The 15,241-nt window shown below is 60.6% G+C and carries 18 protein-coding genes; 1 reads left to right on the forward strand and 17 read right to left on the reverse strand.

Going from position 1 to position 15,241, the window contains the following annotated elements:
• Positions 1–4: 4 nt before the first annotated feature.
• The 12 genes from rlmN to trmJ form a co-directional block, all read right to left on the reverse strand.
• Positions 5–1,153, reverse strand: a complete 1,149-nt coding sequence (gene rlmN, locus M5B42_RS15240) for a 23S rRNA (adenine(2503)-C(2))-methyltransferase RlmN (protein WP_103498542.1) — start codon at positions 1,151–1,153, stop codon at positions 5–7.
• Positions 1,154–1,181: 28 nt separating this feature from the next.
• A complete protein-coding gene (ndk, locus tag M5B42_RS15245) occupies positions 1,182–1,607 on the reverse strand; it encodes a nucleoside-diphosphate kinase (protein WP_103498543.1) in 426 nt (141 codons plus the stop codon).
• An 88-nt stretch (positions 1,608–1,695) separates the two neighbouring features.
• Positions 1,696–1,896, reverse strand: coding sequence for a Fe-S cluster assembly protein IscX (gene iscX, locus M5B42_RS15250; RefSeq protein WP_103498544.1), 201 nt, complete (start codon positions 1,894–1,896; stop codon positions 1,696–1,698).
• A gap of 14 nt (positions 1,897–1,910) precedes the next feature.
• On the reverse strand, positions 1,911–2,252 hold the full coding sequence (gene fdx, locus M5B42_RS15255) for an ISC system 2Fe-2S type ferredoxin (RefSeq protein ID WP_103498545.1): 342 nt from the start codon (positions 2,250–2,252) through the stop codon (positions 1,911–1,913).
• A 2-nt stretch (positions 2,253–2,254) separates the two neighbouring features.
• Entirely contained in the window at positions 2,255–4,117 is a 1,863-nt protein-coding gene (hscA, locus tag M5B42_RS15260) for a Fe-S protein assembly chaperone HscA (RefSeq protein WP_103498546.1), read from the reverse strand.
• 51 nt (positions 4,118–4,168) lie between these two features.
• Positions 4,169–4,690, reverse strand: a complete 522-nt coding sequence (gene hscB / locus M5B42_RS15265; protein ID WP_103498547.1) for a co-chaperone HscB — start codon at positions 4,688–4,690, stop codon at positions 4,169–4,171.
• Positions 4,691–4,701: 11 nt separating this feature from the next.
• Positions 4,702–5,025, reverse strand: a complete 324-nt coding sequence (iscA, locus tag M5B42_RS15270; RefSeq protein ID WP_010565230.1) for an iron-sulfur cluster assembly protein IscA — start codon at positions 5,023–5,025, stop codon at positions 4,702–4,704.
• Positions 5,026–5,062: 37 nt separating this feature from the next.
• On the reverse strand, positions 5,063–5,449 hold the full coding sequence (iscU, locus tag M5B42_RS15275) for a Fe-S cluster assembly scaffold IscU (RefSeq protein ID WP_003443374.1): 387 nt from the start codon (positions 5,447–5,449) through the stop codon (positions 5,063–5,065).
• A 101-nt stretch (positions 5,450–5,550) separates the two neighbouring features.
• Positions 5,551–6,765 (reverse strand): IscS subfamily cysteine desulfurase, encoded by a 1,215-nt coding sequence (locus M5B42_RS15280; protein ID WP_103498548.1) that lies wholly within the window; start codon positions 6,763–6,765, stop codon positions 5,551–5,553.
• Between the two features lie 50 nt (positions 6,766–6,815).
• Positions 6,816–7,307, reverse strand: a complete 492-nt coding sequence (iscR, locus tag M5B42_RS15285; protein WP_103498549.1) for a Fe-S cluster assembly transcriptional regulator IscR — start codon at positions 7,305–7,307, stop codon at positions 6,816–6,818.
• Between the two features lie 299 nt (positions 7,308–7,606).
• Complete coding sequence (gene cysE / locus M5B42_RS15290; RefSeq protein ID WP_248746315.1) at positions 7,607–8,389, reverse strand: serine O-acetyltransferase; 783 nt, start codon at positions 8,387–8,389, stop codon at positions 7,607–7,609.
• Positions 8,389–9,162, reverse strand: coding sequence for a tRNA (cytosine(32)/uridine(32)-2'-O)-methyltransferase TrmJ (gene trmJ, locus M5B42_RS15295; protein WP_248746316.1), 774 nt, complete (start codon positions 9,160–9,162; stop codon positions 8,389–8,391). Before trmJ ends, cysE begins: the two co-directional genes overlap by 1 nt.
• A gap of 144 nt (positions 9,163–9,306) precedes the next feature.
• Here trmJ and suhB point away from each other — a divergent pair, with 144 nt between their 5' ends.
• Positions 9,307–10,122, forward strand: a complete 816-nt coding sequence (gene suhB, locus M5B42_RS15300) for an inositol-phosphate phosphatase (protein ID WP_152740973.1) — start codon at positions 9,307–9,309, stop codon at positions 10,120–10,122.
• Between the two features lie 73 nt (positions 10,123–10,195).
• On the opposite strand, the gene M5B42_RS15305 is transcribed toward suhB, so the two are convergent.
• From M5B42_RS15305 to tgt, 5 genes are all read right to left on the reverse strand, one after another.
• On the reverse strand, positions 10,196–10,762 hold the full coding sequence (locus M5B42_RS15305) for a glycine zipper 2TM domain-containing protein (protein ID WP_103498552.1): 567 nt from the start codon (positions 10,760–10,762) through the stop codon (positions 10,196–10,198).
• 124 nt (positions 10,763–10,886) lie between these two features.
• Positions 10,887–11,801 carry a protein translocase subunit SecF gene (secF, locus tag M5B42_RS15310; RefSeq protein ID WP_177143274.1) on the reverse strand — a complete coding sequence of 305 codons (915 nt, stop codon included), beginning with the start codon at positions 11,799–11,801 and terminating at the stop codon, positions 10,887–10,889.
• Between the two features lie 9 nt (positions 11,802–11,810).
• Positions 11,811–13,679 (reverse strand): protein translocase subunit SecD, encoded by a 1,869-nt coding sequence (secD, locus tag M5B42_RS15315; RefSeq protein WP_248746317.1) that lies wholly within the window; start codon positions 13,677–13,679, stop codon positions 11,811–11,813.
• 62 nt (positions 13,680–13,741) lie between these two features.
• On the reverse strand, positions 13,742–14,080 hold the full coding sequence (gene yajC, locus M5B42_RS15320; protein ID WP_100941399.1) for a preprotein translocase subunit YajC: 339 nt from the start codon (positions 14,078–14,080) through the stop codon (positions 13,742–13,744).
• A gap of 37 nt (positions 14,081–14,117) precedes the next feature.
• The gene (tgt, locus tag M5B42_RS15325) at positions 14,118–15,233 is read right to left on the reverse strand and encodes a tRNA guanosine(34) transglycosylase Tgt (RefSeq protein ID WP_164886323.1); all 1,116 of its coding nucleotides are present in this window, start codon (positions 15,231–15,233) and stop codon (positions 14,118–14,120) included.
• Positions 15,234–15,241 lie beyond the last annotated feature (8 nt).

Below are 15,241 nucleotides of genomic sequence, written 5' to 3' on the forward strand. Positions count from 1 at the left end.
TCTCTCAGTTTCGGTTCGCGGCGCTTTGCCCACTTTCGGCATCGGCGCTCAGCTCACGTACGGCAATGTAGCGTTCGCTGCGACGGGTGCGATCCAGCACCTGCCCCACCAACTGACCACAGGCCGCGTCGATGTCTTCACCGCGGGTGGTACGTACCGTGACGTTATAACCGGCCTGATGCAACAAGTCCTGGAAACGCCGGATCGCATTGTTGCTCGGGCGCTCGTAGCCCGAATGCGGGAACGGGTTGAACGGAATCAGGTTGATCTTGCACGGCGTGTCCTTGAGCAGCTCGATCATCTCGACGGCATGCTCGACCTGGTCGTTGACATCCTTGAGCAGGGTGTACTCGATGGTCAGGACGCGCTTCTCGCCGAGGGTCGCCATGTAGCGACGGCACGACTCGAGCAACATCTTAAGCGGATACTTCTTGTTGATCGGCACCAATTGGTTACGCAATGCGTCATTCGGTGCGTGCAGCGACAGCGCCAGGGAGACGTCGATGTGCTCGGCGAGCACGTCGATCATCGGAACCACGCCGGAGGTCGACAGGGTCACGCGGCGCTTGGAGATGCCGTAGCCCAGGTCGTCCATCATCAGGTGCATGGCCGCGATGACGTTGTCGAAGTTCAGCAGCGGCTCACCCATGCCCATCATCACCACGTTGGTGATGGCACGGTCGACGGTCGCCGGGACGCTGCCAAAGGATTTGTTGGCAATCCACACCTGGCCGATGACTTCGGCGGCGGTGAGGTTGCTGTTGAAGCCTTGCTTGCCGGTGGAGCAGAAACTGCAGTCCAGGGCACAGCCCGCCTGGGACGAAACGCACAAGGTGCCACGTTTGCCCTGGGGAATGTAGACGGTCTCGACGCAGCTGCCGGACGCCACGCGCACCACCCATTTACGGGTGCCGTCGGTGGAAATGTCCTCGCTGACGACTTCAGGACCGCGTACTTCAGCAACAGTCTTGAGCTTTTCACGCAAGGCCTTGCTGACATTCGTCATGGCGTCGAAATCATCGACGCCAAAGTGGTGAATCCACTTCATGACCTGACCGGCACGGAAACGCTTCTCCCCGATTGAGTCGAAGAATTTTTCCATTTCCGGCTGAGTCAGACCCAACAGGTTTATTTTGCCGATTGATACAGTCATGGATTCACCCTCACTCGAAAGCCTTTGCTTAGCGAGCGGTTACTTCGGTAGCTGCGAAGAAGTACGAGATTTCGCGAGCGGCAGCGGCTTCGGAGTCCGAACCGTGTACAGCGTTGGCGTCGATGGAGTCAGCGAAGTCAGCACGGATGGTGCCGGCAGCGGCTTCTTTAGGGTTGGTAGCGCCCATCAGCTCACGGTTCAGAGCGATGGCGTTTTCGCCTTCCAGAACCTGGACAACAACCGGGCCGGAGATCATGAAGGCAACCAGGTCGCCGAAGAAACCACGAGCGCTGTGCTCAGCGTAGAAGCCTTCGGCTTCGGCTTTGGACAGTTGCTTCATTTTCGAAGCAACAACGCGCAGGCCGGCGTCTTCGAAACGGGAAACGATCTTGCCGATCACGTTTTTTGCAACGGCGTCAGGCTTGATGATGGAGAAAGTGCGTTGAACAGCCATGGTGTAACTCCAGAAACAGTGATTTGCCAAAAATTAAACCCGCGAATTATACGCGGGTTCCCAAGTATTGCCTAACCTGCCGCGCTGCTCAGTCGCGTTCTTCGATCCACTGGGCCTGAATGGCCTCCAGAATCTTCTCGCCGCAGTGCTCAGGCTTGTCGTCGAACTCGGGCAATTCCATCACCCACTTGCGCAGATCGACGAAGTTGACCGACATTGGATCGACTTCCGGCTTGCTTTCAGCCAATTGAATTGCGATCTCCAGCACATCAACCCATTTCAGGCTCATGATAATTCCTTGAATCAATGCGGCGCTTCGGCGGCGTGGTTGAGCGAGTACTTCGGAATCTCGACGGTCAGGTCCTCAGTCCCGACTTTGGCCTGACAGGCCAGGCGCGACTGGGCTTCCAGCCCCCAAGCCTTGTCAAGGTAGTCCTCTTCCAGCTCATCGGCCTCTTCCAGCGAGTCGAAACCTTCGCGAATCAGGCAATGGCAAGTGGTGCAGGCGCAGACACCGCCACAGGCACTTTCCATTTCGATATGGTGCTCATGGGCCAATTCGAGGATCGAGATCCCCGTTTCCGCCTCCACGACCAAGCCCTCAGGACAAAACTTCTCGTGAGGCAGAAAAATCACCTGCGGCATCGTTATTCCCCAATCTCATTCAGGTTGCGCCCCGCCAGCGCGGCTTTCACCGTCGAATCCAGGCGGCGGGCAGCAAAAGCATCGGTCACTTGCGACAGACGCTTGGTCTGCTGCTCGATGGCATAACCATCGGTGCCTTTCATCAGTTCGGTCAGTTCCTGCACCTGCAGGTCGATAACCATGCGTTCATCGGCATCCAACAAGCGTTCGCCATCGGCCTCCAAAGCCGCTTGCACGGCTTCGACCAGGCGCTGGGCATCGACCTGCTGCTCGCGCAGCACGCGAGCGACCTTGTCGTCACCGGCATACTGGAACGAATCCTTGAGCATCCTGGCGATTTCGCCGTCGGTCAGGCCGTAGGACGGCTTGACCTGGATGCTCGCCTCGACGCCCGAACCCAGTTCGCGGGCCGAGACATCGAGCAGACCGTCGGCATCGACCTGGAAGGTCACGCGGATCTTCGCCGCGCCCGCGACCATGGCCGGAATGCCGCGCAGTTCGAAACGCGCCAGGGAGCGGCAGTCACTGATCAATTCACGCTCGCCTTGCAGCACGTGAATCATCATGGCCGACTGGCCGTCTTTATAAGTAGTGAAGTCCTGGGCACGGGCGACCGGGATGGTGGTGTTACGCGGAATCACCTTCTCCATCAGGCCGCCCATGGTTTCCAGGCCCAGGGACAACGGAATCACGTCCAGCAGCAGCAATTCGCCGCCATCGCGCTTGTTGCCGGCCAGGGTATCGGCCTGGATCGCGGCACCAATGGCCACCACCTGATCCGGATCGATCTCGGTCAACGGCTGACGGCCGAACATCTCGGCGACCGCCTCGCGAACACGCGGCACACGGGTCGAGCCGCCGACCATGACCACGGCCTGGACCTCGTCGAGCTCCACGTTCGAGTCACGCACGGCGCGTCGGCAAGCCTTGAGGCTGCGCGCAACCATGGGCTCGATCAGCGCATCGAAGACTTCACGGCTCAAGGCCGCACGCCAGTCGCCATAGACCACCTCGACCGAAGTCGCATCGGTCAGGGCTTCCTTGGCGGCGCAAGCGGTTTGCAGCAGATGACGCTGCGCACCCGGATCGAGATCGGCGGACAACCCTGCCTGCTCGATGATCCAGCCGGCAATCGCATGGTCGAAGTCATCGCCACCCAGGGCGCTGTCGCCACCGGTGGCCAGTACTTCGAAGACACCACGGGTCAGGCGCAGGATCGAAATATCGAAAGTACCGCCGCCCAGGTCATAGATCGCGACCACGCCTTCGGCGTTCTGATCCAGACCGTAAGCCACCGCCGCCGCCGTCGGCTCATTGAGCAGGCGCAGCACGTTGAGTCCGGCCAGCCGGGCCGCATCCTTGGTTGCCTGGCGCTGGGGCTCGTCGAAATAAGCCGGCACGGTGATCACCGCGCCCACCAGTTCGCCACCCAGGCTTGCCTCGGCGCGCAGACGCAGCACCTTGAGGATCTCGGCGGACACTTCCACCGGGCTTTTCGGGCCCTGCACGGTATCGATGAACGGCATGTGCGACTCGCCGCCGACAAAGCGGTAAGGCAGCTGTTCGCCCAGTTGCTTGACGTCCGCCAGGCCACGGCCCATCAGGCGCTTCACCGACATCACGGTATTGAGCGGATCACCGGCGGCAGCCAACTTGGCCGACTGGCCGACTTCAACGCGGTCGGCGTGATAGCGCACCGCGGATGGCAGGATCACCTGCCCGTCGGCATCGGGCAACGGCTCGGAAAGACCACTGCGCAATGCAGCGACCAGCGAATTGGTAGTGCCCAAGTCGATCCCCACAGCCAGGCGACGCTGGTGCGGTTGAGGACTCTGGCCGGGTTCGGCGATCTGCAGTAGGGCCATCGTTATCTGGACTTATCTGAATATCAGGCGTGCGACCGAGGCGGCACTGGGTTAATCGTCGAGGCGCTCTTCTAACTGGCGCACTTCGTAGGTGAGCTTGTCGAGAAACTGCATGCGCCGCATCAGGCGTTCGGCCTGTTCGCGTTGCGCGGCATCGTTCCAACAAGCTGCGAAGCTGTCGTTCAATTGATCCTGGGCGACTTTCAAGCGGCGCTTGAACGTGGCGATACCGGGCAGGTTCGCTTCGTCCTGCAACTCCTCGAGCTCCTCGCGCCATTGCATCTGCTGCATAAGGAAATCGGGGTCGTGCACCGTGACCTCCAGCGGCAACTCGCGACCGCCCATGGCGAGCAGGTAGCGCGCGCGCTTGGGAGGACTCTTGAGGGTCTGGTAGGCCTCGTTGAGGCTGGCGGACTGCTCCAGGGCCAGGCGTTGCTCACGCTCTGAAGCGTCGGCAAAGCGGTCCGGGTGCACACCGCGCGCCAGTTCTCGATAGCGCGCGGCCAACTGTTCGAGATCCAGCGTAAAGCTCGGCTGCAACTCGAATAAAGCGAAATGACAAGGAGTACCCACAACAAGAAGCCTCAGATGTTGAAGCTTTCGCCGCAGCCACATTCACCGCGCACGTTGGGGTTGTTGAACTTGAAGCCTTCGTTCAACCCTTCCTTGACGAAATCGAGCTCGGTGCCGTCCAGGTAGGTGAGGCTTTTCGGGTCGATGATCACTTTTTCGCCGTGACTCTCGAACACCTGATCTTCCGCCACCACTTCGTCGACGAACTCCAGCACATAGGCAAGGCCGGAACAGCCCGTGGTGCGAACACCCAGACGAATCCCTTCACCTTTGCCGCGCCCGTCAAGGGAGCGTCGCACGTGTCGAGCAGCCGCTTCTGTCATGCTGATAGCCATCGGTGACTCCTTACTAATCGCTTGAACGCCAGATCGTTTAGATCAGGCCTTTCTTCTGCTTGTAATCGCGAACGGCGGCCTTGATGGCGTCTTCGGCGAGGACCGAGCAGTGGATCTTCACTGGCGGCAGGGCCAGTTCTTCAGCCAGCTGAGTGTTCTTGATGGTCTCTGCTTCATCCAGAGTCTTGCCTTTCATCCACTCGGTAGCCAGGGAGCTGGAGGCGATAGCCGAACCGCAACCGTAGGTCTTGAACTTGGCGTCTTCGATGATGCCTTGCTCGTTGACCTTGATCTGCAGGCGCATCACGTCGCCGCACGCCGGAGCGCCGACCATGCCGGTGCCGACATCCGGGTCTTCGGCGTCCATCTTGCCGACGTTACGCGGGTTTTCGTAGTGGTCGATGACCTTTTCGCTGTAAGCCATGGTACTTAATCCTCACTCATCAGGGCCGCTCTCGGTCCTGTCGTTACGTCAGCCGTTGATTGCCGCGTCGCTACAGGACCTGTATGTGGCGGCTTCTTTATTTAGTGTGCCGCCCACTCGATCTTCGAGATATCGACGCCGTCTTTGAACATGTCCCACAGCGGCGACAGAGCGCGCAGCTTGGTGACGGCCTCGCAGACTTTCTGCGCGGCATAATCGATTTCTTCTTCGGTGGTGAAGCGACCGAAGGTGAAGCGGATCGAGCTGTGGGCCAGTTCGTCGTTGCGGCCCAGGGCGCGCAATACGTACGAAGGCTCCAGCGAAGCCGAGGTACAAGCGGAACCGGAGGAAACCGCGAGATCCTTGAGCGCCATGATCAGCGACTCGCCTTCGACGTAGTTGAAGCTCAGGTTCAGGTTGTGCGGTACACGGGCGGTCATGCTGCCGTTGATGTACAGCTCTTCCAGATGCTCGACCTGCTTGTAGAAGCGGTCGCTCAAGGCTTTGATGCGCAGGTTCTCGGCAGCCATGTCTTCCTTGGCCACGCGGAACGCTTCGCCCATGCCGACGATCTGGTGGGTCGCCAGGGTACCGGAACGCATGCCGCGCTCGTGACCGCCGCCGTGCATGGTCGCTTCGAGGCGAACACGCGGCTTGCGGCTGACGTACAGCGCGCCGATGCCTTTAGGGCCGTAGGTCTTGTGGGCCGAGAAGGACATCAGGTCGACTTTCAGCTTCTGCAGGTCGATATCGACCTTGCCGGTGGACTGAGCGGCATCGACGTGGAACAGCACGCCACGGGAGCGGGTCAGCTCGCCGATGGCGGCGATGTCGTTGACGGTGCCGATCTCGTTGTTCACGTGCATGATCGAGACCAGGATGGTGTCGTCGCGCAGGGCGGCTTCAACCATGGCCGGAGTGATCAGGCCATCTTCACGAGGCTCGATGTAGGTGACTTCGAAACCTTCGCGCTCCAGTTGGCGCATGGTGTCGAGGACCGCCTTGTGTTCGATCTTGCTGGTGATCAGGTGCTTGCCCTTGGTGCCGTAGAAATGCGCAACCCCCTTGATCGCCAGGTTGTCGGACTCGGTGGCACCGGAGGTCCAGACAATTTCACGCGGGTCGGCATTGACCAGGTCGGCCACCTGGCGACGGGCGTTTTCCACGGACTCTTCGGCTTTCCAGCCGAACACGTGGGAACGGGACGCCGGGTTACCGAAGTTTCCGTCGACCAGCAGGCATTCACTCATTTTTTGCGCGACACGCGGATCAACCGGGGTAGTCGCTGAGTAATCAAGGTAAATCGGCAATTTCATGGATACTCTCCTAAATCAGGCTGGCTGGCGCACCGTTGGCTCTTTGGCTGTCATTCGACGGTGGACGCTTCGATCTTGTCCAGGTGTAGCGCCCTGCTATTACCGCGGCGCTGATCCTGACGCTGGGCGACTTCTTGCACTTCACGGCGAGTGACAAGGTCCGCCAAGCTGATACCGCTGAGAAATTCGTGGATCTGCAGGCTGAGGTCGCACCACAGATGGTGGGTCAGGCAGGTATCGCCGCCATGGCAATCGCCCAGCCCCTGGCATTTGGTGGCGTCGACCGATTCGTTCACGGCATCGATCACCTGAGCGACCTGGATCCCCTGCATGTCACGCGACAGCTGGTAGCCGCCGCCGGGACCGCGCACACTGGACACCAGGTTGCTGCGGCGCAACTTGGCGAAAAGCTGTTCGAGGTAGGACAGGGAGATGCCTTGGCGCTCGGAGATATCGGCCAGAGACACCGGCCCGCGTTGCGCGTGCAACGCCAGGTCGAGCATGGCGGTCACGGCGTATCGGCCTTTTGTAGTCAGTCGCATGGACAGGTACCACGGAGTTACGGGATCGGGATGGGGAAGAGTATGCTATTCCCGAGTATTTAAGTCAACTATAAGACCTAGTGCTTTAGTCGGGTTTACCGCGAAAAGCGCGCGCAAATTGTAGCAAAGTCTGGGGCATAATGGCATTGCGCTGGACCGATGGATTTTTGCTACCTGTGAGGGCCTCTTCGCGGGCAAGCCCTGCTCCTACAGTCCGGTGTCGAGCACTTATCTTGCGTCCGACACAAACCTGTAGGAGCAGGGCTTGCCCGCGAAGAGGCCAGCAGCCCCAACGAAGATCAACCCGCCTTGGCCTTGGCCTCGGCCTCGCCCTTCACCTCGACAAACCCATCACACTGCAACTCCGGCAGCTCTTTGGCGCAATACGTACTGCCCAGATCCTTCAGCGCCCCGCACATACCCTCCAGACGACCATCCACCGCCTGCAAGTGATCGAGCAACTGGCCAATGGCCCGCGCCACCGGGTCCGGCATATCTTCGCTGACGCCATAGGCATCGAAACCAATCTTCTCCGCCATGGCCTTGCGCTTGGCTTCGACCTGATCGTCGGCCTTCATGATGATCCGCCCAGGAATCCCCACTACGGTCGCACCGGCCGGCACCGCCTTGGTCACCACCGCATTGGACCCGACCTTGGCCCCGGCACCGACGGTAAACGGCCCGAGCACCTTGGCACCGGCGCCCACCACCACGCCATCCTCCAAAGTCGGATGACGCTTGCCCTTGTTCCAACTGGTACCGCCCAGGGTCACTCCCTGGTAGATGGTCACGTCATCGCCGATCTCGGCGGTTTCGCCGATCACGATGCCCATGCCATGGTCGATAAAGAACCGCCGCCCGACCTTGGCCCCGGGGTGGATCTCGATGCCGGTCAGCCAACGACCGAAGTTCGACACCACCCGCGCCAGCCATTTCCAGCCCATGCCCCACAAGGCATGACCCAGGCGATGCAGCCAGATGGCATGCAGGCCCGGGTAGCAGGTCAGCACTTCGAAGGCATTACGCGCCGCCGGATCACGGTGGAATACGCTCTGGATATCTTCTCGCAAACGCTCGAACATCACTGATCCTTCCGCTTAAGGAGCTCGCCCCGGGCCGCTTTTTCGGTTTCCGTGAGGATGCCCCGCAAAATATTCATCTCGGCGCGACTGACCGAACTGCGCCCGTACAGGCGACGCAACCGTGCCATCAAATGGCGCGGTTTTTCGGGGTCGAGGAAGTCGATGGCCACCAGGGTCTGCTCCAGATGGCCGTAGAACCGCTCCATCTCGTCCATGGTCGCCAGCTCTTCGCTGCGCGTCGACGCCACTTCATGCTTCTCTACCTTGCTCGGCTGCCCGACGGCCGCCAGCCAGGACATCCGCACTTCATAGCTCAGCACCTGCACCGCCGTGGCGAGGTTGAGCGAACTGAAGTCCGGATCGGACGGGATATGTACGTGATAATGACATCGCTGCAGCTCGTCATTGGTCAGGCCGGAATCTTCACGACCGAACACCAGCGCGATCTCGGCGCCCTGCCCGGCCTCCTCGACCACCTTCAACCCGGATTCACGGGGATCGAGCAACGGCCACGGAATCCGCCGATCGCGAGCACTGGTACCAAACACCAGGCTGCAACCGACCAATGCGTCTTCCAAGGTGGCGACGACTTGCGCGTTTTCAAGGACATCGGTAGCACCGGAAGCCCGTGCATCGGCTTCAGCGGACGGAAAGATCCGCGGCTCCACCAGCACCAGGCGCGACAGCCCCATGTTCTTCATGGCCCGCGCGGCCCCGCCGATATTGCCCGGATGACTGGTATTGACCAGGACAACACGAATATTTTGCAGCACGAGAGACACTCTCAGACTCGGCGAAGGGGAGCAAATCTTACAGAAGCACTGGGGATTGCGCCACGAGCGCCAACGTCGTCCTTCTCCCCCGGGACTTTTCTGGTAGAATGTTCGGCTTTCTTTAACACTCTAGGTGAAACGTCCATGCAGCCCATGCTGAATATCGCGCTGCGCGCCGCCCGCAGCGCCAGTGAATTGATTTTCCGCTCCATCGAGCGCCTGGATACCATCAAGGTCGACGAAAAAGACGCCAAGGACTATGTGTCCGAAGTGGATCGCGCCGCCGAACAGAAAATTATCGACGCGCTGCGCAAGGCCTATCCGACCCACGCCATTCGTGGCGAAGAAACCGGCTTCCACGCCGGCAGCGGCGAAGGCGAAGAATACCTGTGGATCATCGACCCACTGGATGGCACCACCAACTTCCTGCGTGGCATCCCGCACTTCGCGGTCAGCATCGCCTGCAAATACCGTGGTCGCCTGGAACACGCCGTGGTCCTCGACCCGGTCCGCCAGGAAGAATTCACCGCCTCCCGTGGCCGTGGCGCCCAGCTCAATGGCCGTCGCCTGCGCGTCAGCGGTCGCACCAGCCTGGACGGCGCCCTGCTGGGTACCGGTTTCCCGTTCCGTGACGACCAGATGGACAACCTGGACAACTACCTGGGCATGTTCCGCGCCCTGGTCGGCCAGACCGCCGGCATCCGCCGCGCCGGTGCCGCGAGCCTGGACCTGGCCTATGTGGCCGCCGGTCGTTTCGATGCGTTCTGGGAGTCGGGCCTGTCCGAATGGGACATGGCGGCGGGCGCCCTGCTGATCCAGGAAGCCGGCGGCCTGGTGAGCGACTTCACCGGCGGTCACGACTTCCTGGAAAAAGGCCATATCGTTGCCGGCAACACCAAGTGCTTCAAGGCCGTACTGACGGCGATCCAGCCGCACCTGCCGGCTTCGCTGAAGCGCTAAGCTTTCGCCGAACACAAAAATGCCCCGTATCTTGCGATACGGGGCATTTTTTATGTCCCGACAACAGTAGCCGTTACTGGCCCGGCTGCGGAGCTGGCTGACCCTGGTTCTGACTCAGGACCAGATGACCGTCCTTGTCCACCGGGATCTGGTTGCCCGGATCACGGTCCATCCGGATCTTGCCTTCCTTGCCGCCCAACTGATAACGCACGTCGTAGCCGACCACCTTGTCGCTGACATCGTTGACCGTGTTGCAGCGTTTCTGGGTCGTGGTGTAGGTGTCACGCTCCTGCATGCCCTCCTGCACCTTGTTACCGGCATAACCGCCGCCGACCGCACCGACCACGGTGGCCAGGGTCTTGCCGCGACCGCCGCCGACCAGGCTGCCAAGCAGACCACCGCCGACCGCACCCAGTGCGGTACCGGCCAGGCGATGCTCATCCTGGACTGGCTTCTGCCGGGTCACCGCGACGTCTTCACAGACCTGACGCGGGGTCTTGATCTGGGTCTTGACCGGCTCTACCGCCAATACTTGCGCATACTCAGGGCCGCTTTTTACCAGGCTGTAGGTGGCAACAGCACCTCCGGCAGTGACACCGACAGCACCCAATACCGCACCTACCAGCAACGACTTGTTCACGTGAACCTCCTGACCATCACAAGTGGATCGGTGCCCACTCTTCTCTATGGCTTTGGAGTACAAAAAAAGGCGCGAGTTCAACACTCGCGCCTTTATCAGCAAACAGCCTGAAGAAAGATTTCCGTCAAGGACGGTCGTCGACTTCCTTCTGGGTATTGGCCGGAGGAATCAGGTCCTCGCTGTTCAGGTTCAGCCAGATCAGCACCACGTTGGCGATGTAGATCGACGAGTAGGTACCCGCCAACACACCGATAAACAGGGCGATGGAGAAACCGAACAGGTTATCGCCACCGAAGAACAGCAGCGCGGAAATCGCCAGCAAGGTGGAGATCGACGTCGCCATGGTCCGCAGCAGGGTCTGGGTGGTCGAGACGTTGATGTTCTCGATCAGAGTGGCCTTGCGCAGCACACGGAAGTTCTCACGCACCCGGTCGAAGACCACGATGGTGTCATTGAGCGAGTAACCGATGATCGCCAGTACCGCCGCCAGCACCGTCAGGTCGAAGGTGACCTGGAAGAACGAGAGGATACCCACCGTCACCACCACGTCGTGGATCAACGAGACAATGGCACCCACCGCGAACTTCCACTGGAAGCGGAACGCCAGGTAGATCAGTACGCCACCCAAGGCCATGAGCATGCCGAGGCCGCCCTGGTCGCGCAGCTCTTCACCGACCTGCGGGCCGACGAACTCGACGCGTTTGATCTGTACCGGGTTGTCGCCGCCCAGTTTCTGCAGCGCCTCGGCGACCTGATGGCCCAGCTGCGGGTCTTCACCCGGCATGCGCACCAGCAAGTCGGTGGTCGCGCCGAAACTCTGCACGATCGCCTCGTGATAACCGGCCTCAGCCAGCTCTCCGCGCACCTTGGTGACATCCGCCGCATGCTCGTAGGTCAGCTCGATGAGCGTACCGCCGGTGAAGTCCAGACCGTAGTTCATGCCCTTGTGGAAGCAGCTGAACAAGGCCAATGCGGTGAGGAACAGGGTGACGCCGAACGCAACGTTGCGAACACCCATGAAGTTGATAGTACGTAACATGGCAGCCCCTTAAATCCACAACTTCTTGAAGTCACGACCGCCGAAGATCAGGTTGACCATCGCGCGGGTCACCAGAATGGCCGTGAACATCGAGGTAAAGATCCCGAGGGACATGGTCACCGCAAAGCCTTTGACCGGGCCGGTCCCCATGGCAAAGAGGATGCCGCCCACCAGCAAGGTGGTCAGGTTGGCGTCGATAATCGCCGTGAACGCACGACCAAAGCCTTCGTTGATCGCTCGCTGCACCGTCATTCCCGCGGCGATCTCTTCACGTATCCGCGAGAAGATCAGCACGTTGGCGTCCACCGCCATACCCATGGTCAGGACGATACCGGCGATACCCGGCAGGGTCAGCGTTGCCCCCAGCAAGGACATCAGCGCCAGCAAGGCGACCATGTTGAAGGCCAGGGCCACGGTGGCGATGATGCCGAAAAAGCGGTAGATGGCGATGATGAACAGCGAGACGAACAGCATGCCCCACAGCGACGCATCGATACCCTTGGTGATGTTGTCGGCACCCAGGCTTGGACCGATGGTACGTTCTTCAGCGAAGTACATCGGCGCGGCCAGACCACCGGCACGCAGCAGCAGCGCCAGTTCCGAGGACTCGCCCTGGCCGTTCAGGCCGGTGATACGGAACTGACTGCCCAGCGGCGACTGGATGGTCGCCAGGCTGATGATCTTCTTCTCTTCCTTGAAGGTCTGCACCGGCACGTCTTTTTCGACGCCATCCACAACCTGCTTGGTGTAGGTGGTGATCGGCTTCTGCTCGATGAAGATCACCGCCATGCTGCGACCGACGTTGCTGCGGGTCGCGCGGCTCATCAGGTCACCACCGTGGCCATCGAGCTTGATGTTCACCTGCGGACGACCGTGTTCGTCGAAACCCGCCTGGGCATCGGTCACCTGGTCACCGGTGATGATCAGACCACGCTCGATCTGCGCCGGAGGACGATTGCCTTCACGGAACTCGAACTCTTCGGAAGTCGCCTTCGAAGCACCCGGTTCAGCGGCCAGACGGAACTCCAGGTTGGCGGTCTTGCCGAGGATCCGCTTGGCTTCAGCGGTGTCCTGTACGCCTGGCAGTTCGACCACGATGCGGTTGGCACCCTGACGCTGCACCAGTGGCTCGGCCACACCCAGCTCGTTGACGCGGTTACGCACCGTGGTCAAGTTCTGCTTGATGGAGTATTCGCGGATTTCCGCCAGCTTGGCCGGGGTCATCGCCAGACGCAGTACCGGCTGCTCGCCGAGGTCGGCCGTTACAATGTCGAAATCGTTGAAGTTCTTGCGAATCAGCGCACGGGCCTGTTCACGGGTATCCGCGTCAGCAAAGCCCAACTGGATGGCGCCATTGAACGGTGGCAGGGTGCGATAACGCACACGCTCCTTGCGCAACAGGCTCTTGACGTCGCCGTCATAGACTTTCAGGCGGGCGTCGACGGCTTTTTCCATGTCCACTTCCAGCAGGAAGTGCACACCACCGGACAAGTCCAGACCCAGCTTCATCGGGTGCGCGCCAAGGCTGCGCAACCATTGTGGAGTGGTCTGCGCCAGGTTCAGGGCCACGACATAGTCGTCGCCGAGGGCTTTACGCACCACATCCTTGGCCGGCAGTTGGTCTTCCTGCCTGGTCAGACGAATCAGGCCGCCCTTGCCGCCGGCAGCCAGTGTGGCGCCCTTGACGGTGATCTTGGCGTCGGTGAGCGCTTTGCTCACACGGTCCAGATCGGCCTGGGTGACCTGCAGTGCAGTGCTTGCGCCGCTGACCTGGATCGCCGGATCGTCTGGATAGAGATTGGGAGCGGAATAAATAAAACCGACCGCCAGCACCGCCAGGATCAGTAGGTATTTCCACAGAGGGTATTTGTTCAGCATCACGCCGCCCGCTTATGACGCGGGGCGCCTTGCGCGCCCCGTCGATTGTTAAGAGTTGAAACCTAGATCGCTTTCAGCGTGCCTTTAGGCAGGGTGGCCGCGATGGCCCCCTTCTGAAACTTCATTTCGACGGTGTCGGACACTTCCAGAACCACGAAATCGTCGCTCACTTTGGTGATCTTGCCGGCGATACCGCCGGTGGTGACCACTTCGTCACCCTTGGCCAGGTTGCCCAGCAGGTTCTTCTGCTCCTTGGCGCGCTTGGCCTGCGGACGCCAGATCATCAGGTAGAAGATGACCAGGAAGCCGACCAGGAAGATCCATTCGAAACCACCGCCCATCGGGCCTGCAGCAGCAGGCGCGGCGCCGTCGGCGAACGCGTTAGAGATGAAAAAGCTCATTTAGCACTCCAGTTGCAATCATTCAATTCTGAAAAATTCAGTCCAAAGGCGGTACGGGAAGCCCGCGTTTGGCGTAGAAGGCATCGACAAAGGCGGCCAATGTACCCTGTTGAATAGCCTCGCGCAAACCAGCCATCAGGCGCTGGTAATGGCGCAAATTGTGGATCGTATTCAACATGCTCCCCAGCATTTCGCCGCACTTGTCCAAATGATGCAGATAAGCACGGGAGAAGTTCTGGCAGGTGTAGCAATCGCAGGTCGGATCCAGCGGCGATTCATCATGGCGATGGAACGCGTTGCGGATCTTCAGCACGCCGGTATCGATGAACAGGTGCCCATTGCGGGCATTACGGGTTGGCATCACGCAATCGAACATGTCCACCCCGCGGCGCACACCCTCCACCAGATCTTCCGGCTTGCCAACGCCCATAAGGTAACGAGGTTTGTCAGCAGGCATCAGGCCGGGCAGGTAATCCAGCACCTTGATCATTTCGTGCTTGGGCTCGCCCACCGACAGGCCGCCGATGGCCAGGCCGTCGAAGCCGATCTGGTCGAGGCCTTCGAGGGAGCGCTTGCGCAGGCTTTCGTGCATGCCGCCCTGGACGATGCCGAACAACGCGGCGGTGTTTTCGCCGTGGGCGTTTTTCGAGCGCTGGGCCCAACGCAGCGACAGTTCCATGGACACACGGGCGACGTCTTCGTCAGCCGGGTACGGGGTGCACTCGTCGAAAATCATCACGATGTCCGAGCCCAGGTCGCGCTGGACCTGCATCGACTCTTCCGGGCCCATGAAGACCTTGGCGCCGTCGACCGGCGAGGCGAAGGTCACGCCCTCCTCCTTGATCTTGCGCATGGCGCCCAGGCTGAACACCTGGAAACCACCGGAGTCGGTGAGGATCGGGCCTTTCCACTGCATGAAATCGTGCAGGTCGCCGTGGGCCTTGATCACCTCGGTGCCGGGACGCAGCCACAAGTGGAAGGTGTTGCCGAGGATGATTTCGGCGCCGGTGGCGACGATATCCCGAGGCAGCATGCCCTTGACCGTGCCGTAGGTGCCCACGGGCATGAAGGCCGGGGTTTCGACGGTACCGCGGGGGAAGGTCAGGCGACCGCGACGAGCCTTGCCATCAGTGGCGAGCAGCTCGAACGACATACGACAGT

This window comes from Pseudomonas sp. MWU12-2037 (genome assembly GCF_023242345.1).
Classification (GTDB): Bacteria; Pseudomonadota; Gammaproteobacteria; order Pseudomonadales; family Pseudomonadaceae; genus Aquipseudomonas; species Aquipseudomonas gingeri_D.